The 22,873-nt window shown below is 60.2% G+C and carries 16 protein-coding genes; 11 read left to right on the plus strand and 5 right to left on the minus strand.

What is annotated here, in order from left to right:
* The first annotated feature begins 136 nt into the window (after nt 1–136).
* The 4 genes from HXO69_RS03835 to HXO69_RS03850 all read left to right on the plus strand — a co-directional run bounded on the left by HXO69_RS03835 (nt 137) and on the right by HXO69_RS03850 (nt 6,314).
* On the plus strand, nt 137–1,273 hold the full coding sequence (locus tag HXO69_RS03835; RefSeq protein WP_005504300.1) for an acetate/propionate family kinase: 1,137 nt from the start codon (nt 137–139) through the stop codon (nt 1,271–1,273).
* Nucleotides 1,274–1,523: 250 nt separating this feature from the next.
* Nucleotides 1,524–3,134, plus strand: a complete 1,611-nt coding sequence (locus HXO69_RS03840) for a M48 family metallopeptidase (RefSeq protein ID WP_296545417.1) — start codon at nt 1,524–1,526, stop codon at nt 3,132–3,134.
* Between the two features lie 192 nt (nt 3,135–3,326).
* Nucleotides 3,327–4,325, plus strand: a complete 999-nt coding sequence (locus HXO69_RS03845; RefSeq protein WP_407072257.1) for a bile acid:sodium symporter family protein — start codon at nt 3,327–3,329, stop codon at nt 4,323–4,325.
* A 642-nt stretch (nt 4,326–4,967) separates the two neighbouring features.
* Entirely contained in the window at nt 4,968–6,314 is a 1,347-nt protein-coding gene (locus HXO69_RS03850) for a glycosyl hydrolase family 28-related protein (protein WP_049357441.1), read from the plus strand.
* A gap of 109 nt (nt 6,315–6,423) precedes the next feature.
* Here HXO69_RS03850 and HXO69_RS03855 read toward each other — a convergent pair whose 3' ends face one another.
* Nucleotides 6,424–7,167, minus strand: coding sequence for an S-layer homology domain-containing protein (locus tag HXO69_RS03855; RefSeq protein ID WP_052265068.1), 744 nt, complete (start codon nt 7,165–7,167; stop codon nt 6,424–6,426).
* A gap of 317 nt (nt 7,168–7,484) precedes the next feature.
* On the opposite strand from HXO69_RS03855, the gene HXO69_RS03860 reads away from it, so the two are divergent.
* From HXO69_RS03860 to HXO69_RS03890, 7 genes are all read left to right on the plus strand, one after another.
* Nucleotides 7,485–8,825, plus strand: a complete 1,341-nt coding sequence (locus HXO69_RS03860) for a glycosyl hydrolase family 28-related protein (RefSeq protein WP_012902748.1) — start codon at nt 7,485–7,487, stop codon at nt 8,823–8,825.
* A gap of 376 nt (nt 8,826–9,201) precedes the next feature.
* Nucleotides 9,202–10,530, plus strand: a complete 1,329-nt coding sequence (locus tag HXO69_RS03865) for a glycosyl hydrolase family 28-related protein (protein ID WP_070846671.1) — start codon at nt 9,202–9,204, stop codon at nt 10,528–10,530.
* Nucleotides 10,531–11,025: 495 nt separating this feature from the next.
* Nucleotides 11,026–11,838 (plus strand): S-layer homology domain-containing protein, encoded by an 813-nt coding sequence (locus HXO69_RS08955; RefSeq protein ID WP_365668281.1) that lies wholly within the window; start codon nt 11,026–11,028, stop codon nt 11,836–11,838.
* Nucleotides 11,839–12,051: 213 nt separating this feature from the next.
* Nucleotides 12,052–12,852 carry an exodeoxyribonuclease III gene (locus HXO69_RS03875; RefSeq protein ID WP_070593036.1) on the plus strand — a complete coding sequence of 267 codons (801 nt, stop codon included), beginning with the start codon at nt 12,052–12,054 and terminating at the stop codon, nt 12,850–12,852.
* 344 nt (nt 12,853–13,196) lie between these two features.
* Nucleotides 13,197–14,159, plus strand: a complete 963-nt coding sequence (locus tag HXO69_RS03880; protein ID WP_296545423.1) for a metal ABC transporter substrate-binding protein — start codon at nt 13,197–13,199, stop codon at nt 14,157–14,159.
* Between the two features lie 150 nt (nt 14,160–14,309).
* Nucleotides 14,310–15,116 carry a metal ABC transporter ATP-binding protein gene (locus HXO69_RS03885; protein WP_296545424.1) on the plus strand — a complete coding sequence of 269 codons (807 nt, stop codon included), beginning with the start codon at nt 14,310–14,312 and terminating at the stop codon, nt 15,114–15,116.
* The gene (locus HXO69_RS03890; protein ID WP_296545425.1) at nt 15,117–16,001 is read left to right on the plus strand and encodes a metal ABC transporter permease; all 885 of its coding nucleotides are present in this window, start codon (nt 15,117–15,119) and stop codon (nt 15,999–16,001) included.
* Between the two features lie 148 nt (nt 16,002–16,149).
* Here HXO69_RS03890 and HXO69_RS03895 read toward each other — a convergent pair whose 3' ends face one another.
* The 4 genes from HXO69_RS03895 to HXO69_RS03910 all read right to left on the minus strand — a co-directional run bounded on the left by HXO69_RS03895 (nt 16,150) and on the right by HXO69_RS03910 (nt 22,762).
* Nucleotides 16,150–16,881, minus strand: a complete 732-nt coding sequence (locus HXO69_RS03895) for a metal-dependent transcriptional regulator (RefSeq protein ID WP_005504316.1) — start codon at nt 16,879–16,881, stop codon at nt 16,150–16,152.
* A gap of 236 nt (nt 16,882–17,117) precedes the next feature.
* Nucleotides 17,118–17,738, minus strand: coding sequence for a hypothetical protein (locus HXO69_RS03900; protein WP_005507641.1), 621 nt, complete (start codon nt 17,736–17,738; stop codon nt 17,118–17,120).
* Between the two features lie 241 nt (nt 17,739–17,979).
* Entirely contained in the window at nt 17,980–19,221 is a 1,242-nt protein-coding gene (locus HXO69_RS03905) for an MFS transporter (protein ID WP_296545427.1), read from the minus strand.
* A 451-nt stretch (nt 19,222–19,672) separates the two neighbouring features.
* Nucleotides 19,673–22,762, minus strand: a complete 3,090-nt coding sequence (locus HXO69_RS03910) for a DEAD/DEAH box helicase (RefSeq protein ID WP_296545428.1) — start codon at nt 22,760–22,762, stop codon at nt 19,673–19,675.
* Between the last annotated feature and the right edge of the window lie 111 nt (nt 22,763–22,873).

Below are 22,873 nucleotides of genomic sequence, written 5' to 3' on the forward strand. Positions count from 1 at the left end.
CTCCTGCCCCCGATAATGACCCGATACCGCCCGTGACAAAAACCCCCGCCAAAAACACAGTCGGGACCGTCTCGCACGCAGGCTCGAAAAGTGCGAGAATGGAGCAGAAAAGAAAACTACGAAAGAAGATACTTTCATGCTTATTCTCGTTGTGAACGCTGGTTCTTCCTCCCTGAAGTACCAGGTGCGTGACACCTCCCTGCCCGAGGCAGAGCAGATGCTGACCTCCGGCCTTGTCGAAAACATCGGCACCGACGTCCCCAACCACGAAGTCGCATTCGACATCATGTCTGAGAAGCTCGAGCCCGTCCTGCACGGCCGCGAGCTGCAGGCAGTCGGCCACCGCGTGGTGCAGGGTGCAGAGAAGTTCACCCACCCCACCCTGCTCACCGAGGAAGTTGTCCAGCAGATCGACGACCTCTCCCCGCTGGCACCGCTGCACAACCCCGCACACGTTCAGGGCATGCGCGCAGCAATGCACAAGTGGCCCTCCCTGCCGCAGGTTGCTATCTTCGACACCGCGTTCCACTCCACCATGCCCGAAGAAGCATGGCGCTACGCAATCCCCTACGACCTGGCTGACAAGTACAGCATCCGCCGCTACGGCTTCCACGGCACCAGCCACGAGTACGTCTCCCACGTTGCAGCTGACATGCTCGGCATCGCACGCGACGAGTTCAACGGCATCGTTGCTCACCTCGGTAACGGCGCGTCCGTGACCGCTGTGAAGGGCGGCAAGTCCGTCGACACCTCCATGGGCTACACCCCCCTGGCTGGCCTAATCATGGGTACCCGCTCCGGCGACATCGACCCCTCGGCACTGACCACCATCCTGTCCCGTGAGGGCATTGACGGTGAACGCCTGGACACCATCCTGAACAAGGAGTCCGGCCTGCTCGCACTGGCTGGCTCCAACGACATGCGTAAGGTCGTTGAGGCTGCACAGTCCGGCGACGAGCGTGCACAGCTCGCACTGGACATGACCTCCTACCGCCTGATGAAGTACATCGGCGGCTACAACCTGGTCGTTGGCGGCGCACAGGCCCTGATCTTCACCGCAGGTATCGGTGAGAACTCCGGCGACTTCCGCAAGCTGGTCCTGGACCGCCTCGGCGCACTGGGCATCAAGTACAACGAGGAGGAGAACGCTAAGCGTTCCCCCGAGCCCCGCGTGATTTCCACCGAGGATTCCGCAATCAAGGTGCTGGTCATCCCCACCAACGAGGAGAAGGCTATCGCTGAGGCTACCGAGGAACTCGTCAAGAGCCTCTAAGCCCCGCGCACCCCGCCGTGTAGGCGGTACCGCGTAACGTTATCCGCCGTGGCGCCCGTCCTGTATGGGTGCCGCGGCGGATTACTTTATGCCCGTCTTATGCCCGCGAGGTGGTGCGCTCCTTACGCTGTGGCGCACTGTAGCGTCGCGAATGGGCATTCTATGAGAAAAAGCGTATTCACATTCACTAGTAAGTGCCCAAAAACGATAGAGTGGAATCAGATAACACTCGATACGAAGCGGACGAGACATGACTCAACCTCCTGAAAACCACCAGCAGCCCGGCGGGCAGTTCAATGCCCAGCCCGGCCAGCAGGCATTCCGTGCCCCCGGTGAGCCCCTCCCGCAGGACCTCTCCGCCGGCTGGCTCCCCGAAGACGAGCGCCAGAAGCCGGTCAGCCCCCTGCCCCAGCCGAAGCTCTTCGCCTACCAGTCGATGCTGCCGCCGAAGGTGCTGCACGCGCTGCGTCACCCCTCCGAAATTCCGTGGCTGGTCGCCGCCTACGCGGTCACCGCGGTCGGCTACATTGTGCTGTTCATGGCGCTTGCCGACCTGTTCAGCTCGATGATGCGTTACGTCTTCAGCTCAACCGGTGAAGGTTCGGTTCGAGTACCTTCTTCCGGTAGCACCTCCGCGAGCCTGGAAGACCTGATTTTCCAGACGGTTGGCCTGCTCATCCTGGGTCCGATTGCCGTCTTCATCGTTCGTGCAATCTACTACGCTCAGCAGCGTGTTCACGGTGTGCGCATCACCCCGACCCAGTTCCCCGAGGCGTACCAGATGCTCGCTGAAGCAGCTGAGGCTGCGGGTCTGCGCCGTGTGCCGGATGCGTACGTCATCCTCGGTAACGGCACCATGAACGCTTTCGCGGCAGGTCACGGCTTCCGCCGCTACATCTGCCTGTACTCCGACCTGTTCGAAATCGGTGGCAAGTCCCGTGACCCGCAGGCGCTGCGCTTCATTATCGGCCACGAGGTTGGCCACATCGCCGCAGGTCACGTCGGCTATTTCCGTCTGATTTTCACTACGCTGTTCAACCAGATTCCGGCGCTGTCGAGTGCGCTGTCCCGCTCGCAGGAGTACACCGCCGACAACTTCGGCTACCGCTTCTGCCCCGAGGGCGCTGAGGGCGCCGTCAAGGTGCTTGCGGCGGGTAAGTACCTGAACAAGCAGGTTAACTTCGATGAGCTTGCCGACCGTGCGGTGACCGACCGCGGCCTTGCCGTCTGGTACGTGAACCTGCTGGCAAGCCACCCGATTCTCACCTGGCGTGCGCATGCGCTGCGTGACCGCACCCAGCCGGGCCGCCTGTTCTGGCGCCCGACGGAGAACCCGGTCAAGGATGCCGCACCGCGTGTTCCTGTGCTGATTCCGGCGTCTGAGCCGGTACACATGTGGCCCGACCCGATTCAGTCCACCGAGTTCATGCGTGAGCACCAGGACACCTGGGCTGACCACACCCTGGAGACCGTGGACGTGTACTCCAAGCCTGAGAACGCCCCCAAGTTCGATGCGAACTCTACGCTGTTCGCTGGCTGGCTCACCGAGCAGGCTCGTGCCTTCCACGGTCAGCGTTGGGATGCGTACGCCGCCGCTGGTGGCATGCCGGCACCGGGTGCGCCCGGTGGCCCGCAGGCACCCGCGCCGGGTCAGCCGTCTTACGGTCAGCAGCCCGGCTTCGGTCAGCCTGCAGCTGGTCAGAACGGTGCAGCTCAGAATGGTGCAGGTCAGTCTGCTCCCGAGCAGCCTTCTACCGGTCAGCCTAACGGCCAGCCCGAGCAGTACGGTTACGGCCAGTACGGCAACAACTCCTCTGAGGACGGCTCGTACGGTTACGGCTTCGACGGCGACAAGAAGTAGCCGCTGAGCCTACTCTGACCGCCTCATCTGAGCCGTACAACTCAATAACCTTCACGAACCCGTCGGGGTGCTAAGGCGCTCCGGCGGGTTCGGCTGTTAACCGCCTCCTGAGCACTCCTAAGCTCTCCCCGCGTGACCCCCAGGTGAGAAGGCACGCCCGCCACTGCATCCGCCGTGTGCCGCAGTTCTAGAATGGAAACCATGCTTTCATCACTTCGCTCCATCAAACTCGACCCGCTGCTGACCATGCTCATTACCGCGGTCATCCTCGCCATTATCGTGCCTGCGCGCGGCGACTTCGCCGAATGGTTCAGCGCCGGAACGAAGTTCGCGGTCGCCCTGCTGTTCTACCTGTACGGCGCTCGCCTCTCCACCGCGGAGGCTATTCGCGGCCTGACCCACTGGCGTCTGCACCTGATGATTTTGAGCTGCACTTTCGTGCTGTTCCCCCTGGTTGGTTTGGCGCTCTCACCGCTGCGTTTTGTGCTCGGTGATGGGCTGTACATGGGCATTCTGTTCTTGACCTTTGTGCCCTCGACCGTGCAGGCGTCCATCGCGTTTACATCTATTGCGGGCGGTAACGTGGCGGCGGCGATTGTGAGCGCCTCGCTCTCTTCGATTGTGGGTGTGGTAGCGACCCCGCTGCTCGCCATGCTGCTGATGAACACGGGCCATATTGAGTTCTCCGGCACCGTCTTTCTGGATATCGCCATTCAGCTGTTCTTGCCGTTCGTGCTCGGTCAGCTGACGCGCCGCTGGGTGGGGGAATTCGCCAAGAAGCCGACCACCAAGTGGCTTGATAAGTTCTCGGTCATGATGATTGTGTATTCGGCGTTCTCCGCCTCCGTGGTGCAGGGCGTGTGGACGCGCGTGGCGTGGTGGCAGATTGTGCTGCTGATTGTGCTCATGGCGATCATTGTGGTGTTCATGCTGTGGCTGACCGACCAGCTGGCTAAGCGTCTGGGCTTCAACCGCGCCGACCGCATTACGATTCAGTTCTGCGGTTCGAAGAAGTCGCTGGCGGCCGGCCTGCCGATGGCGATCATTATTTTTGGTGCGGGTTCGCTGGGTCTGATGATGCTGCCAATCATGATTTTCCACCAGGTTCAGCTGATGATTTGCACCTGGCTTGCGGGCCGCTATGCGCGCCTGGATGTGGTGGGTGCCGCCTCCGCGAAGGAAGTTCAGTAGGGGGTTTGAAACCTGTCTGCTGGGGTGCTTGCCGGGGTGGTTGCTGGGCTCTTTGGCTGGCTCCCTGATGGGCGCTCCGACGGATACGCGCGGGCACCTCTGAACCTGTGAGATAAGCCTCTGATGAGGGGTTTTAATGGGTTCTTTGGGTCTGGATGATCTGTCTATGAAGTGATATAGCGCGCACTCATCGAAAAACTCTCTGACTAGTGCATTTACGTGCAAAATGTGGCATTAGTACTTGTCAGTTGGTTTTCTGTGGGTTATCTGCACTCTATTGCACCAAAGTGACCGGCGAGACAATCAACACTATCGGGTGTTGAGCGGCGAAAAATCCCCGATTTTGCCCTAGAATGTTTTGTCGATGGGTTAGACAGATTTGCATCCTGTATGCAAGAATTTATGACTCATATGGGAACGGTTGAGATTCACTCCCTCACACCGCCCACGAGCATTGATGCAGCGGATTCACTCCCCGCCCGCATCCCACACCGGAAGAGACTCACTCCCTCAACCGGAAGGAAGCTCAAAACCACTTATTCACTCAAACACAACTGGATACACTCAGCTTAATGACGCGCGTAGAAGACACTATCTATGCGCTAATCGCTGTTCTGTATCCGCCAAGAAAGAGGACACTCCATGGCTACCATCATGAGCGTGAACGTATGCGATTCCAAGTACAACGCTGATCCGACCGGCGTACGAGACTCCACTAGCGCTATCCAGAAGGCTATCGACGATGTTGCTGCCCAGGGCGGCGGCTCCGTGGAGATTCCCGGCGGCATGTACCGCGTCTCCTACCCCTTCCTTGAGATGAAGCACCGCGTCGAGATTTTCGGCCACGGTCAGGCAACCCGAATCGTCGCTTTCACCGACAAGGGTATCCCCTCCACCAAGAACGGTAGCTACGAATGCACCGGCGTTTTCCACACCGGTAGCTACACCACCCCCATGAGCGGTGGCACCAACCAGAACAAGCCCATGCGTATGGGCGTGCGTGACCTGTTCATCCGCACTAACAAGTACAACCTGCCGCTGGATTCTAAGAGCAACCAGATTTTCCTGGAGAAGCACACCCAGCCCGTCGACAACGTTGCAGGTGTCATCTTCCACACCCGCATTGCGGACGCTAATCCCGGTGAGCCGGACGCAGTGCCCACCCTGTCCAACATCGAGATTTGGGACACCGCCATCGGCGTTGCAATCCTGGGCCTGGACGACCAGGGCATGAAGATTGACAAGCTGCGCATCCGCCAGACCCTGCGCCAGGGCCTGCTGGTCGGTAAGCCCGTCGGCCACCCGCTGCGTGCCCGTGAGGGTGACACCCCCGGTGCGGCAGATAACAAGTTCTCCATGATTGACGTCTCTGACGCAAACATGAGCTTCGGCACCTACGCGGGTATTGAGATTTACACTTCTCAGTCCAAGTTCGAGGCGTCCACCAGCTGGTTCAACAAGCGCAACCAGGGTAAGAACGCCCTGTACGAGGTGAAGACCCGCCACGTGGGTGCAGGCTGGTTCATTCAGGGCACCCGCAACATGTTCATTGGCTGCACCGCCCAGGAGAACGCCGGTCACGGCTGGCTCGTGGAGTGGGGTAACAACCAGTTCATTGGTTGCCTGGGTGAGTCTTCGAGCTTCCAGGATGCTGTTACCGGCGCTGCTCGAGGTGACGAGGCGGCGAACTGGTACATTGGCCGTAACGCACGCGGTAGCCGCTTCGTGGCTCCTCGTTCGCACAACCCTTACAGCTGGGCGAAGGCTTCCCTGTACGGTTTCTACATTGAGAACAACATTCGCGATATGCACATTACGACTGCGTCCGCGAAGGATGACCGTATTGGTGAGAACAACATGATTGGCCGCCGTGTTCACGTGACCGGTGCTATGGGCGATAACGTGCTCATCGAGGTGGATCATATTCGCCACGCGACTTTCGCGCCGAAGCAGCTGGAGAAGCGCGGCAACGGCGTGTTCATGGGCTAATCCTCGCGGGTTAGGCTCTGTGAGCTGAGGCTCGTGACCACAAAATCTTAAAACGCATACGCCGAGGGGCGGGGAGTAATCCCCGCCCCTCAGACGTATGCATCATATTTTATTTGTGGGTTCCGACGACCTGGTACCCGGAAGTATGAAAATCTCGAATCATTGAATATACCGTCCTCCTGTCAAGGATGGTGGTGGGTTTAGCGGTCTTGAGATTATCCGGTTCGTTTTCGTTAACGGGTACCTTGGGGTACGGAGCGATAGCTACGGTGTACCAGGAAGTTTCTTTCCAGAAAGGTTTTCCGATGGGGGTAATATCTTTAGCTGCGTAATTGTAATGTTCCCATGTGCGGTACCACAGCTTTTGTGGGCTACCGGCAGCACGGTAGAGGAAAGCGATGACGGTGCTGGTAGTTGCATAATCATTGGGATGGAACTTGCCATCAGACCAGCCACTTGTAATTCCCTCACGTGATGCCCAGATAGCAAGAGGGTAGGTTGGGTCATAGGTCTCCACGTCTGCGTATGGGGATACTTCAGGTAGGTTTTTGACTTCAGGGTATCCTGCTAGACGGTATAAAGCAGCGATAACGTCCATTCTGCTGGCAGAACTATTGGGAATTTCGTAAACGTTTGTAGAAATCAAGCCATTACAATATGCCCAGATATCTGCTATCTGGCCGCGTCCGTATTGCTTATCCAGGAGACAGTCACTAACTGCGCCAGTATAAAATTTACTGGGGTTGCGGTAGAGGTTGTTCCCTTCCGCATGTGCGGGGAGGGGTGCCAGCATCAAGGATGCGGCAATACCTGCTACCCCCAATGCTTTGAGGGGGCGAGGGAGGGGGGTCATGTTACTCTCCAGAAATCGGTGATGTGAGAACGACATGTTGAGTGAATCAGCTAAATACTAGCACCACATTAAGGAATCTGAACCCCGTTGCATGTAGGCAATGTGTCACTTGTATCTTTGCCTGTCAGAGATTAAAAGGTGAAAGTATAATCCTCACCTTTAGGATTTATAAAAAATAACCCTCATGTGGAAGATGATATGAATTTATATCTAAGTGCATAAATACCCCATTGATTTCTCGGATATTGCAGTAAACTACCCATATAAGCTGCTGACTAGCAGATATATTCACTCACTACTTCTTGAATTGAGGATTCATGGCCTCTGAGAAAACAAGCCCTATGGCGGTCAATGTTCTTAACTATGACGCTGACCCTACGGGGGCTAAAGATTCCACCGCCGCTATTCAAAAAGCTATTAATGATGTAGCGGCACGAGGCGGTGGCTCAGTGGAGATTCCTGGTGGTATTTATCGTGTCACCTACCCCTTCATTGAGTTGAAGCATCGTGTAGAGGTGTTTGGGCACGGTCAGGCAACCCGCATTATTGCCACGGGTGAGAAAACCGTTGAATTTACAACTGGGGTTTTCCACACGGGAACATATAGCGTACCTATGACAAACCCAAATAAGGGTGAAAACAAACCTATGCGTATGGGCGTTCGAGACTTATTTATCCGTACAAACCCGTCTAATCTGTCTCTCTCAGACCCTAATGGATCATTTTGGAAGGAGCTTCATACGACTCCTCTTATGCCCAAGGTCGTGGGAGTCCTGTTTCACACTGAGATGCCAGATAAATCCTCAAATGAACCTGATGCTGTTCCTTTACTTTCTAACGTTGAAATCTGGGGTACTGATATTGGAGTAGCTATTCTCGGAAAAGACGACCAAGGTATGAAGGTGCACAATCTCCGTATCCGAAAGGCCCTCCGTCAAGGTTTACTAGTCGGCAAGCCTGTTGGTCATCCGTTGCGAAAGTCTAAAGACCAGAACGCTGATGGTGCGGACAATAAGTTCTCCATGATTGACGTCTCTGGGACAAATCAGTCCGGTGGTGTATACGCTGGCATTGAGGTGTACGCTTCCCAAACGAAATTTGAACTCTCCAGCAGCTGGTATAACCACCGCACCCTCCCTAAAAGCACCATATACTCTCCTGAGAATGCTCATGCCGGTGCCGGGTGGCTCAACCGTGGTGAACGAAACATGTACATTGGTTGCACCGCCCAGGAAAATGGGGGCCACGGCTGGGTTCTGCGTCTCGGTAAAAGCCAGTTCATCGGCTGTCTAGGTGAGTCCTCCAGCTTTCAGGGAGCTTCGGTAGGAGGTCAAGCACAACCGATGGAGGCCGCGAATTGGTACATTATGAACGGAGCAACGGGTTTACGGCTTGTGGCTCCACGCTCACATAACCCTAAAGACGATCGCAATGCTTCACTGTATGGGTTTTATATTGAGGGTGGAACGAAGGACCTGCAAATTATTGGTGGCTCAGTCATTGACGAGCGAATGAGCGAGAGCAACCTGAAGAATCGTAGGGTCTGTGCGGCTGGACCCCTTGGCAACCAAGTCATCTTGCAGATTGATGCGCTACAGTACCAAAAATTTACTACTGAAACCCTTAAAGAACTCCCTGGTGGTACCTGGGTCTACTAATTTACAAAATATTTAAACGTCTGAGGGGCGGGGAGTAATCCCCGCCCCTCAGACGTTTAACCCGCACCCAAAACAGCCGAAAAACTGTAGAAAAACGGGGTAGGGGAGCAGGCATCACAGTGCCCGGTCATCGCCTCCACACGCCCAATGCGGTACCCTTGAGCAGGGAGGCAGGTCTGCCGGTGCACAGACTCGCACACGCCAACACATCCGCAGAAATGCGCCCAACACACCGCACCACACAAACTCAACACTGCACCCACGCAGCACCGTATTCACCGCTGCCGTATTCACTTACAGCCGTATTCACTCAATTCACTCACCCGCGCCGCCTTCAGCACCGAACGCGGTACCCATCGAAAGAATTGAGCCCCTCATGCCCGATACGCCCATGAGCATCAACGCCATCAACTACGGCGCAGACCCCACCGGTGCCAAAGACTCCACCGCAGCCATCCAGAAAGCCGTCGACGCTGTCGCCGCACGCGGCGGCGGATCCGTAGAACTGCCCCGCGGCATCTACCGCGTCTCCTACCCCTTCATCGACATCAAGCACCGCGTCGAAATCTTCGGCTACGGCTCCTCAACCGTCGTCATCGCGCACTCCGACCGCGCCATCCCCACCACCACCAACGGCCACATCGAATACACCGGCGTGTTCCACGTCGGCAGCTACACCACCCCCGTCTACGGCAACTACAACGCCAACAAGCCCATGCGCATGGGCGTACGCAACCTGCACATCCGCACCAACGCCGCAAACACCCCCATCAGCAGCTACCCGCTCGATGCGCACACCGCCCCGCTGAATAACGTCGCCGGCGTCATCTTCCACACCCACCTGACCGGCGACATGCTCAACGAACCGGACATCGTGCCCGTTATCGCCGGTGTGGAAGTCTGGGACACCGCCATCGGCGTTGCCGTGCTCGGCCTGGACGACCAGGGCATGAAAATTGACGACGTGACCATCCGCCGCACCCTCAACCAGGGCCTGCTGCTCGGCAAGCCCGCCGGTCACCCCCGCCGCCCCAACGAAGGCCAGAACTCCGGCGCGGCAGACAACAAGCTGCGCGGCGTAGACGTTGCCGAAGCGAACCTCAGCGGCGGCTCCTACGCCGGTATCGAGGTGTACGCGGCGCAGGCTAAGTTCGAGAACTGCTCCAGCAACAGCAACCACCGCACCAGCAATAAGTACGCCCTCTACGAGCCCGCCACCCGCCACGCCGGCGCAGGCTGGATTGTGCAGGGTGAACGCAACATGTTCATCGGCTGCACCGCACGCTCCAACGCGGGTCACGGCTGGATCGTTGAGTGGGCGCACAACGTCTTCATCGGATGCGAAGCGGAAGGCTCCAGCTGGGCTGGCACCGTCAGCGGTGCCGCAGGTGCCGACGAGGCCGCCAACTGGTACATCAGCCGTAACGCGCGCGGTACCCGCATGGTCGCGCCCGTCTCCTACAACCCGCCGGAGAAGCCCGCCTCCCTGTACGGCTTCTACATTGAAAACAAGATTTACGACCTGCGCATCACTGAAGGTACCGCCAAGGACGACCGCATCGGTGAGGGTAATATGCTCGGCCGCCGCGTGTACATCACCGGCGAGATTGGCGCGAACGTGGTCATTGAGGTTGAGGAACTGCGCCACTCCACCTCGCCCGCCGGTCAGCTCACCAAGGAAGCTTATAACGTGATGCGCGGCTAGTAGAGGCTGACGGTCGCTACTAGACACGCCCGAACCGGTTCGGGACTTTCCTGTGAATCGCGGGGGAGGTGCGTGTGCCCTAGTGGGTGCGTTATACCGCTATATATCAGCTAAAAATCAAAGCAGCTGTGAATGGAATACATACCATTCGCAGCTGCTTTGTCATTTAGAACAATGTTTAATTTTTAGTTGATAAAAGTCTCAATTAAATATTGAATAAAATATCAATATGTACTTTAAACTTTCTATGGTGGTGTAAAACAGTCCATTCACTGTGCACCACCATAGCCGTGCGACAGCATGCGAAATAGCTACCCGTAGCACACACAAAAACCGCATCGCCGCACGTCAGCCCCTATTCATTGCCGCTTCTTACTATTCCTCAACGAAAGCTTTCCTCCCTTTTCCTATTCGCTCCATTTGGCGACACCACGGTCGACCCAAAAATCGGTTCCTTCCGGCCGGTTCCCAACCACAATTACATAAGGACAACCCATGTTTCCGGTTATTTCTCGAGCGCTCACACCCGCTCCCCGCGCACGCCGCATCTTTGCCCTCAGCCTCGCACTCGCCCTCGGTGCCGTACCCGTAGGCACCTCCGCCATCGCCTCCCACCAGGCTGTAGCTCACGCCGCCGAACCTGCCGCAGCCAACGGCCTCATCAAACTTCACCAGCCCAAGGACGACCCCAGCTACGCCGAATGCGTCGCTACGTTCCTAGGCACCATGAGCGCCACCCCCGGCGTGTGGGCGGTCTGCCACGGCTACCTCGGCAGCGAAGAATACACCGTCACCCGCCGCCACAGCAGCGCAAGCGTCACCCGCGGCCAGCTGGTGCGAATGCTCTACCGCATGGCGGGATCGCCGACCGTCAAGGACCTCCCGAAAACCTCGCCCTACAAGGACGTGCCCACCACCGACCCCAACTATGCTGCGTACATTTGGGCCGCGGACGCGGGTATCACCTCCGGCTGGGATGACGGGCTCTTCCACCCGGACGATTACGCCACCCGCCACACCCTCGCCGCGTTCCTGTATCGTGCCGCAGGTAGCCCCGACGGTGCCGCACACCTGCGCCAGATCCGCCGTCCGCTACGTGCCGAAGCTAAGAAGGTTGAGCAGTTCAAGGCTGAAAACCGTTGGGCAGCCCGCACCCTGGGTGCATACCCTGAGGTTGACCGCAATGGCGATGGTGTAGCAGACGTGGTGAACCCTGCCAGCCCCCTGTACTTCTCCGACGCCCTGTACATGCTCAAGGCGTACGGCGATAAGGGCCTGAAGGTTGTGGGCACTCCCACCGTTGACTAGGAGGCCGTTGACTAGGAGTAATACCGACTAGATTCAGTGCTCTAACTAGATTCAGTGCTGACTAGCGCATATATTCACCGCCCGCCGGTGCGACCCAATGGGTCGTGCAGGCGGGCGGTGTGCTGTTCTGGTTGGTTGCGTGCGCCCGTGCCGCCGCGCAATCGCCTCCGTGCAATGAAGGGCGCCTGCTCTGCACCCGCTAAGCTAGAAGGCATGAAGATTGCCACCTGGAACATCAACTCAATCCGCGCCCGCGAGAACCGCGTCGAAGACTGGCTCGACGAACACGACGTTGACGTGCTGGCCCTGCAAGAAACCAAAACCAAGGACGAAACCTTCCCCTTCGACCTTTTCGAATTCATGGGCTACGAGGTTGCGCACTTTGGCCTGAATCAGTGGAATGGCGTGGCAATCGCCTCCCGAGTTGGCCTCGAAGACGTGCAGCGCGGCTTCGATAACCAGCCGCACTTCGGCAAGCCCGGCGAACCCGAGGTGCTGGAGGCGCGCGCTATCGGTGCGACCTGCGGCGGCGTGCGCGTTTGGAGCCTCTACGTGCCCAACGGCCGCGGCCTGACCGACCCGCATATGGACTATAAGCTCCACTGGATGGAGGCGCTGTGCCAGAACGTGCACAACGAACTGGCTGCTAACCCGCAGTCGCAGCTTGCCCTGGTCGGTGACTGGAACGTCGCCCCCGAGGATGCCGACGTGTGGGATATAGACTACTTCCTGCGCAACGAAATGACCCACGTTTCCGAACCCGAACGCCGCGCCTTCGCCGCCCTACTCGAAGAGGGCATGGTGGACGTAGTACGCCCGCACACTCCGGGCGAGTACACCTACTGGGACTACCAGGCGGGCCGCTTCACCAAGGATGAGGGCATGCGCATTGACTTTCAGCTGTTCTCGCCCGCGCTCGCCGCACGCGTGGAACGTGCCTGGATCGATAAGGTGGAACGCGCCGGTGAAGGCGCAAGCGACCACACGCCGGTCGTGGTTGAGATTGCCGACTAATCCGAGCGTATAGCTTGCCGTAGAACCGCGTGTAGTAAGGAGGCGGGGGAGGGGTCCCTCGCCTCCTTGCTGTATCTGTAGGTACTTCTGTGTCTGTACTTCTGCCTTTGCGTGCCTGTTCCTGCGCGCCTGCCCCTGGGTTTCTGTCAATATTTCAAGGTTTTCTGTATGGCTTAGTTGAAAAGTTCGCCTAGCCGAACTATTGTTAAATTCCGCCCGGGACGACAGGCAAAAGCGCATTATGATGCCTGCGCAGACACCACCGTGTCCCTAGCGTCCCGGCGCGGCACATCCCACACATCAACCACATACTCAAACCCGTGACTTCCAATGAAGGATGCCTCATGAACGCTCTCACCCCCGCAGGCAGCAACGCACGCCGCCTCGTCCAGGCGCTCTGCGCCGCCCTCGCACTCACCCTGCTACTCGTGCTCACCGGCTGCGGCAACACTGCCAGCACCACCGACAGCGCTAAGAGCAGCAGTAGCAAGAAGACCGTGCTCACCACCTTCACCGTGCTCGCAGACATCGCCCGCAACGTGGCAGGCGACGACCTGAACGTCGAATCCCTCACCAAGCCCGGCGCAGAGATCCACGAGTACGAGCCCACCCCCTCCGACCTGAAGAAGGCGCACGCCGCCGACCTGGTGCTCGACAACGGCCTGAACCTCGAATCCTGGTTCGCGAAGTTCGTGGAAGAGTCCCACGCCAAGCACGTGACCGTCTCCGAGGGGGTTACGCCCATCTCCATTACCGAGGACGCTTACGCGGGCAAGCCCAACCCCCACGCCTGGATGAGCCCCAGCAACGTGCAAAAGTACGTGGACGTGATGATTCGCGAATTTAGCGCCCTCGACCCGGCCCACGCCGCCGACTACAAAACCCGCGGCGAAGCCTACAAGAAGCAGCTGCAGGGCGTGCGTGACGAGCTCGTCAAGGAAATCTCCACCCTGCCCGAGAACCAGCGCGCACTCGTCACCTGCGAAGGCGCCTTCTCCTACCTGGCGGCAGACGCTGGCCTGAAGGAAAAGTACATTTGGGCGGTCAACTCCGAACAGCAGGCGACCCCCTCGCAGATTTCCTCCGCGATCGATTACGTGCGCGAGAACCAGGTACCCGCCGTGTTCTGCGAATCCACCGTCTCCGACAACCCGATGCGCCAGGTTGCTGACGCTACCGGCGCACGATTCGGCGGCGTGCTCTACGTGGACTCCCTCTCCGAGGCGAACGGCCCCGTGCCCACCTACCTGGACATGATCCGCTACGACGCACGCACCATCGTGGCGGGCCTCAAGGGCAACTCCTAAACCCCGCATCGAAAACCCCGGGTAAACCCTATACCCCCGATAGGATAGGAGGGGCGGTCGCCTTCTTGGCTCCGCTCCTCCCACGCCGTTAACACCCACTTACACAAGCAACTCATCAACACACCGAAGAAACCCCGAAAGAGCCACCGAATGTCACTTCTCACCTGCGATAACGTGCACGTGAACTACGGGCCAGTCCGCGCCCTCACCGGCGCATCCTTCACCCTGGGCGCCGGGCGTATCTGCGGCCTGATCGGCATGAACGGCTCCGGCAAGTCCACCCTCTTCAAAGCCATCATGGGTGTCGTGCCCATGCACGTCGGTAGTATCACCCTCGACGGGCAGCCCGTCGGCGGTAACCGCGGCAGCCGCGGCAAGAACGCCGACCATCACCGCGCCGGGCTCGTCAGCTACGTGCCGCAGAGCGAAGAAATTGACTGGACCTTCCCCATCTCCGTGCGCGAGGTCGTCAGCATGGGCCGCTACCGCAACCTCGGCATCACCCGCCGCCTGCGTGCCGCAGACCGTGCCGCCGTGGATGAGGCGCTCGCCCGCGTGGAACTGACCGACCTTGCCGACCGCCAGATCGGGGCGCTCTCGGGCGGCCAGCGTAAGCGCGCCTTCGTGGCTCGCGCTATCGCCCAGGGTGCCCAGCTACTGCTACTGGACGAGCCTTTCGCCGGCGTGGACAAGCGTAGCGAGGCGATGCTGATTCAGGTCATCGAGCAGCTGCGCGACGAGGGTGCGACCGTGCTGGTTTCCACGCACGACTTGGCGACTCTGCGCCAGTTCGCCGACGAGGCGCTACTGCTGCGCGGTGAGATTCTGATGCACGACACCCCCGAGAAGGTGCTCGCCCCCGAGAACCTGGTGCGTGCCTTCGGCATGGAGGTGGACGCCGGCGCCCCGGTTGCTACCGGCACTACTACAATCAGCTCTGCGGAAGGGAAGAACTAAATGGACATCCTCAACTTTCTGGTGGAGCCGCTGACCCTGCCCTTCATGCTCCGCGCATTCGTGGTCACCGTCATTGCCGCCGCCGTCTGCGCCCTGCTCTCCTGCTGGCTCGTGCTGCTCGGCTGGTCGCTCATGGGTGACGCAATCTCGCACGCGGTGCTGCCCGGCGTGGTGCTCGCCTACATTTTTGGTGCACCTTTCGCGGTGGGTGCGGTCGTTGCCGCGCTCGTGGCGGTGGCGCTCATCGGCGGGGTGCGGCGTAGCGGCCGCGTGCGCGAAGACGCCGCAATCGGCATCGTGTTCACGACCATGTTCGCGTTCGGTCTGGTGCTGATTTCGGTCACGCCGTCGAATACCGACCTGAACCATATTCTCTTCGGTAACGTGCTGGGTGTGTCCTGGTCGGACGTCTGGCAGGTCGCTATCCTCGCGGTGATTGTTGCCGCCGTGCTACTGGTCAAGCGCCGCGACTTCGTGCTGTACGCCTTCGACCCGGGCTTCGCACAGGCGGTGGGGTTGCGTCCGCGTCTGCTCGGCGCACTGCTGCTGATTATGCTGGCACTGACCTCCGTGGTGGCGTTGCAGATTGTGGGCGTGGTGCTGGTCGTGGCGATGCTGGTTATCCCCGGCTCCACTGCGCGCCTCATTACCGACCGGTTCGTGCCCATGCTCGCGGTGAGCGTGGGAGTGTCCCTGGTGGGCACGCTGACCGGCCTGTACGCCAGTTACCACGCGGATGTGTCTCCCGGCGGTGCCGTGGTCGTCACGCAGGGCATACTGTTCGCCCTGGCGTACGTGTTCGCCCCGCGCTACGGTCTGCTGGGCAGGATGCGCGCCCGCCGGCTCAGCACTGTTGCGACAGAAACTGAGCCGTCAGCTTCATAAGGAAGCCCACTGAATACACTCACCAAATACAGCACTAGGCGGAAAGTCCCACCGTGGGGCTTTCCGCCTAGTGCTGTCTTCTGAAGTTCTTGGGGGCGCGTGCCCGCCCGGATTGCCGGGCTAGAAACCCGCCGCTACCGCCCTGTATCTAGCGCACCGTGCGGGACACAAACAGGGAGGCGGTCGCCTCCGCACCCAACGGAATGATGGTGCCGCCGGGCTTGACCGCACCGGCCGCGTCGGTCTCGTGCAGGTTGCCGGAACCAGCACCGACCACGCTCACGTTCACCGCCTCCGAGAAGGGCGCACCCTCCTCAATGTGCAGGCGCACGCCGGGCACAAAGCCGTGGCCCTGCAGGTAGCGCAGCAGGCGCGGGTCGTCATCGTTAATGCGTTCAAGCACGACTGTTTCGCCGGGTTCGCACTGGCTCAGCGGCACGGTCTGCGGAAAACTAATATGCCCCGAAGAGTCCGGGATCGGGTCGCCGTGCGGGTCGCGGGTCGGGTGCCCCAGCAGGGTGTCGATGCGGTCCACCATGAAGTCGGAGACCGCGTGCTCCAGAACCTCCGCCTCGTCGTGCACACGGTCCCACGTGTAGCCGAGAGTCTCCACGAGGAACGTCTCAATGAGGCGGTGGCGGCGAATCATCGCCAGCGCGTAGGAGCGGCCGGTTTCAGTGAGCTCAATAGCGCCGTAGGGCTGATGCTCGATCAGGTCGGCGGCGGCGAGGCGCTTGAGGCCGTCAGATACCGAAGAAATGCGCAGGCCCATGCGCTCTGCCAGGGCGGATGCGGTGGCAGGGGTTTTGGTCCATTCTTCGAGGCTCCAGATTTCCTTGAGGTAGTTCTGGGTGCTGACGGAAAGTTCTGAAAGAGGCATAAAGATAAGTTTACCTTTTCTCTGGTTTTGCCCGCCGGGGAAGTGGTTACGGGAGCGCGCGGCGAGCCAGGGGAGAAGCTAGCCGCCGTACATTCAGCGCGGGTTTAAAAAGCGTCCCGCCCGGCGGTTCACCCCTGGCAGGGGGCGACCATCACGGGCGGGATTAGGTGTTCGGTTCCGCGCTGACAGGCACGAAAGGCTGGCAGGCACGAAAGAATGAGGGATGCGCGGCGGCGTTAGGTGGCGCGGCGGCGCGAACGGTCAATGCGGGTCAGCAGCTCAATGAGCGCACCGCGTGCCGCCTGCTCCTCATGCCAGAGGGAACGGACGAGGGTGCGGCTGACCGCCTGGGTGGTGATGCCGAGCGCGGTTGCGGCGGCTTTCTGCTGGCCGCGCACACCGGGTACGAGCAGGTTGACGACGCGCCATTCGGCGTCGGTGCGGTCGGCGCATACGCGGTAGAGCAGGCGTGCGGATCCTGCGGCGAGGTCGGCGAGGTGGCGGTTGTCGGCGCTGACGCTGATGCAGCGTACGGGTGCGCCTCCCTGTGCTTCTTCGACGGCGAGGCGTGAGAATTCGAGGGCGTCGCCGGTGCAGTCGGTGGTGCTGACGGCGCCGAGTGCGCCTGCGAAGCGGGGGATGTTGAGCTCGCCGATTCCGATGCCGACCCAGAAGCCGTTATCGCGCGCGGCAATGAGCGCCGCGTGTAGTGCGTCGCTGGCGCGGTCGAAGGCGCCCTGAATTTCGTCAGGGTATGTCTGGGCGAAGGCAACACGCGGGTTGAGCTTTGCGAGTTCGTCCGACAGTGCAGTGAGTGAGTGCTGTGCGGAACGTTGAATAAAGGTTAGAACGAACACCTTCTTATTATGCCGTAAAACCTTCAACAACCGGCGTAAGGTTCGCCGTAATACCGACAACATTTAAACCCCGTAAAATACGCATTGATAAGGGGAATTATCGGGAGCGTGCACTGTGTGCAGAAATCCTCAAAAGGAGGTAGAACACCCCCGAAAGGAAAATAATTTTCATGCAAGTGCACGTTGAATTATTCGCTTTCGGGGGCGTTGAGATGAGTTGATAGACGGCGCTACCGCGGAACTATTGCGCGTTCGTTACCTGCGAGATATGGGGCAGCTGACGCAGCGGCTTCTGGAACACCATCACCACCAGCGACAGGAAAATGAACACCGCGTAGAACAGCGCCGTGTACGTAATACCCCAATCAACAATGAGGAAACCAGCCAGCAGGACAGCCAGCGGGGTCAGCGCCATGTTCGGGATGCCCTGCACCGAATGCACGCGACCAATCATGTGCTCCGGGGTGGAGGCGTTGATGTACGCAATGATGCTCGAATTGAAGGAGGGGAGCACGACGCCCGCCAGCACAATCAGTAGGCAGACTGCCCACAGCATCGAATGAACCACCGGCAGCAACAGATAGCAGACCGACATGATGGCAAGTGAGGTAATGCCCAGCGGGCCGAGCGCAAACTTCTCGGTTAGTGGGCCGACCAGGAACGAGCCGAGCAGCACGCCCACGCCGAAGGCGCTCGCAAAGATGCCGATGAAGAGCGGGTGCGCACCCTCCAGGGTGTAGTAGTAGATGAAGGTCAGCGGAATACCGACCGTGCCAAAGTTCGCAAGCGTTGAAACGAACGCGATGGACACCAGCACCTTGTTCTTCAGGATGTACTCGAAACCGGCTTTTGAGTCCTGCCAGAAGCTGGTTTTCTCGCCCTCTTCCTCTTCTGCGGGCTGCCGACTAGCACCGTAGCTCTTGGGTGCGACGATGAACGCCAGCAGGTTAACGACCGCGTGAACGGCAGTCATGAGCACAGTGGAGAAGCCGATAATAATGCCGGCGACCGGGCCGCCCAGCAGGTTGGCAGTGGACTCACGCGTCTCGCCCATACCGGAGGCGTACCCCAGGTGTTCCTTGGGTACCACGCGGGTGATGATGGACTGCTCGCTCGGGTAGTCGAAGGTGGAAATGATGGCGGCGAGAGAAATCGTAATCACCAAAACGTAAATATTGGTGACGTTGAAAACGAGGTAGAGAAGAATTGCCACCCAGGACAGCGCCTGGCCAATGCAGGACAGTGCCAGGCACTTTGAGGGGCCGATTCTGTCGACCCACGTTCCAGATACCGCTCCGGCGCAGGTGGCGAGAACACCCGCGACGAAGAGGGTGATGCTCGCAGCTTCGGGGGAGCCGGTCAGCGCCAAAATAATGATGGGCGTGGTGATATAGCTCATCGAGTCTGAGAGCTGGTTGGCTCCAATGGCGAAAAGAGTATTTCGAAAATCTCTATTCTTGAGTAGCTCGGTGTTGACACTCATGGGGGACCTCCACGATGGGGTTTATGGTGTCGCGCGGTGTGCAATCCGCTGTGCGTAATCCGTGAGAGTGAATACCTCGACGGGCTACTGCGCCCGCCGGTAACGATAGGGTGGTTGAGGACGCACGGGGCGGCTCATTGGGAGCCACCTCCCCCGCACAAATAGTGTGTCGCGCGATACTTTAGATTCTATGAGAGATGTGAATCATATGCATGAGGGCACGTCGAAAAACTTTCCTCATTTTGAGTATTGACATTAGGGTTAGGGTGACTATAATTCAGTCTTGGTGCTTCCGCACGACTAAGCCTTGGCTGAACCCGGCTAAACCCAATTTGGGCTAAGTCCGAATCAGGGCACGCCAAAGGCACCCGCTACCAGGCTCCGCCAGACCCCGCAACGCAGCGGGCGGGGGAGTGTAGAAGAGCGCAGAATAAGGGCCGCACTAGGCGCGCTACTCCACCAGGCCCGCGAAACCCGACAGAGCCAGCACCTCCTCAACATCCTGCGGCACCGAACGCGCCACCAGCGGCGAATGCACCAACACCGCCCGCCATTGACCGCGCGAAACCGCCACATTCAAACGATTCGGCGAGAGCACAAACCCCGCACCGCGCCCGGAATCAACCCGCGACGACGCCAACGACACCAGCACCACCGCGGCCTCCTGACCCTGGAACTTATCCACCGTGCCCACGCGCACGCCAGCACCCGAAGAATCCGCCAAATCAGCCGCAATCAGCGCCTCACGCACACAATCAACCTGCGCGTTATACGCCGCCACCACAATGCAATCCTCAGCCGCCAGCGGGCGCGGCTCAGCGCCAGCCGCCGGAACCCACTCACTGCCCAACAACTCGCGCACGCAATCCACCACCGCCTGCGCCTCCTGCACAGAACGCACCGAACAGCCCGCATGCTCCACCGGATACGACACCACACCCGGCTTAACACCCTGCAGGGCACGACCAGCCGTCGCCGCCGCGCTCGCCAATGCCCCATCATAAGACAGCCACGAAACGCGCTCGCACAGCGCCGAATCCATACGCCACGACTCACCCAAGAAATAGCCAAAACGAGGATCCAACGCCGCCGCGCCGTCAGACAACCAGCCCAGCGCCGAAACATCCACCGGGTACGGATGCACACCCGTCGACACCTGCGGCAACTGCTGCGGATCCCCCAGTAGCAGCACCGAACGCGCCGCTCGAGCCGCCGCCACCGTATTCGTCAGCGAGAACTGGCCCGCCTCATCAACCACCAGCACATCCAACGACCCGGCGGGCACGCGACGCTCACTCACGTAATCCCACACCGTGCCGCCAAAGAGCAGACCGCCCTCACCGGAAATCAGCTCCACCAGCTCAGAATCAGACACCTCAGACCACGGGGCGTCCGGGGTCACCGACTTGCCGCGCAGACGCACCGCGCGCGAAACATCAAAACCATCACGGGCGCAGCACGCCAACATGAGATTCTCAATCACCGCATGCGACTGAGCCACCACGCCCACCTTCGCGCCCTCAGCCACCAGACGCGCAATCACGTGCGAAGCGAGGAAGGTCTTACCCGCACCGGGAGGGCCTTGAACCGCCACATAGGAGCGGTCGAGAGCGCGAACCGCCGCGTGCACGGCATCAACCGTGGGCAGGTCAGAGCCGGAAAAATCAACCTCAAGGGGTAGATTTTCTGCATTTTTGGCGTTCGAGTCGCTCTTCTTGAGGCGCGGCGCGCGACGGAACAGCAGGTCCGCGGAGGCGCTCTCCACCCCCGTCAGCGAAGCCGACGCATCGAGCACGCTCGGCAGGTTGCTCGGCAGGGTGCGGGGCGGGGCGGGAGCATCGGAAGCCCCGGAATCCTCGGCGGGCATGGGGCTGCTAGGCATGAGGGCGCCGTTGAACAGCAGCCCGTGCACATCGGCCTGCAGAGCCGCCTCAATCGTCGCCGTAGACACCGGATCGCCCGGACCAACACCCGAAGGCAGAGCACTGTGCGGCTCATCCTTTACGCGGATGCGCTCCTGCAGAAGCACCTCCAGGAACTCGCCGGTCGACTCTTCGGTCGACTCTTCGGGATTCGTGGAATCCGCGGACTCGGCACTAAAACCGCCCTGTACCACCGCCAGCACACGCATGCCAAAGAAGCCCGTCGCCGCCAACTCGGCAGGCACACGCTCACCCGGGTTCGACGCACGGAAATAATTCAGCTGCGACTCCATGCGGTCCAACGCAATCTGCGGGCTCAACCCCGCCTCATACGCACAAAAAACCGCATGATCCGACGGCGCAATCACCAGGCTCGGATCAGCCTCAATTCGCGCACGCAACAGGCGCACCTGCGCGCCGCGCACACGATACCAACCGGGGGCGTCCGGCACCTCGGCGGGTTCCTTCATGGCGGCGGCAAGCGCCTCCAGGTCGGCGGGGGTGTTCAGAAGAGCATGCGCATGCTCGGTGGTGAGCACCTGCACTCGGTCAAGGTACGCATAATCGCGGCTCGCCACCCACGCCGTCGGGCCGTCCTCCAGACGGCGAATATGCTCGCGCCAGAACGGGGCGCGCTCGCGGCGGTGGTAATTCGTCATGGACAGCAGCATTGCCGCCTCAAGCTCGCCGGCACCCCAGCCGCGCTCCGCCGCATGCTCCTCCAGGGAGGCGAGCTGCGCATCCAGCAGGCACTGCAGTCGGTACTGTTCGCTGTCGTTCTCCACGGCGGCGGGCACCCGATACATGACCGGATGCTCCTCAGTTTCCGTATTCTCGGCGGTATCTTCGGCAGTGTCTTCGGTGACGAGTTCCGGGGCTTCGGACGCAAGGGCAAGGGAAGCCGCCGCGTTCAGGCATGCCGGGCACTCGTTGCAGGTCAGAAAATGCGGGATGCGCCCGGCAAGTTCTGCCGGTTCCGTACCCTCGTTCAGCGCCTGGGTGAGCAGGAGGAGGCGCTGCTCCTGTAGGCGAATCAGCGGCAGAATACGCGCCGAATCAACCCGGTGAGGTTGAGGAACGGGGGAGTGGTGCTCAGTGGGCTCTGATTCGGACCCCGCGCTGTACTCATCCACGCCGTGCTCCAGATGAAGGTCGAGGCGCCTCGCATTCTCGGCGCTCTTGGTTGCACTAGCGGTCAGCAGGTGCGCCGCCAGGGCACCGCGCAGCAGCGCCCGATGCGCCGCCTCGCCCAGGTGCGGGGTGCAGATGATTTGGGCGGTATTGCTCTCGGCGGTGCTGTTCTCAGGCGAGTACTCCAGACGGTAGAGCTCCACCGTGTAGGTCAGCCCCGCCGCGGAGGTCGCCACCAGGGGCACCGGGCGCGCCGTACCACCCGCATGCTCACTGCTGACTACTCCACTGCCAACTACTGCACTGCCGATCATTCCTCCGGCGGTCAGCGCTCGCAGGCACTCGCGGTACGCTTCGCGGGCGCGCTCCAACTTCTCGGGGGCTGGGCGTGCAGACTGCTTCTGCGCACGCTCTCGAAGCTCGGTGTAGAGCCGCAACTCGCAGGCGGAGGTGGCGGTCAAATCAGCGAGGGTGAAGGTGAGGTTCATGGCGACTTTTCTGCTGGAGGAGAGAGAAACAAGGCGGGTGTGAAACCCTGCCGGGTGAGCGGGCGCGAGCCCCGGTGGAGAGAGGTGTGAGTACCCTACGCCACCCCTCGC

It is taken from the genome of Rothia sp. (in: high G+C Gram-positive bacteria), from assembly GCF_015265375.1.
In the GTDB taxonomy this organism is placed as follows: Bacteria; Actinomycetota; Actinomycetes; order Actinomycetales; family Micrococcaceae; genus Rothia.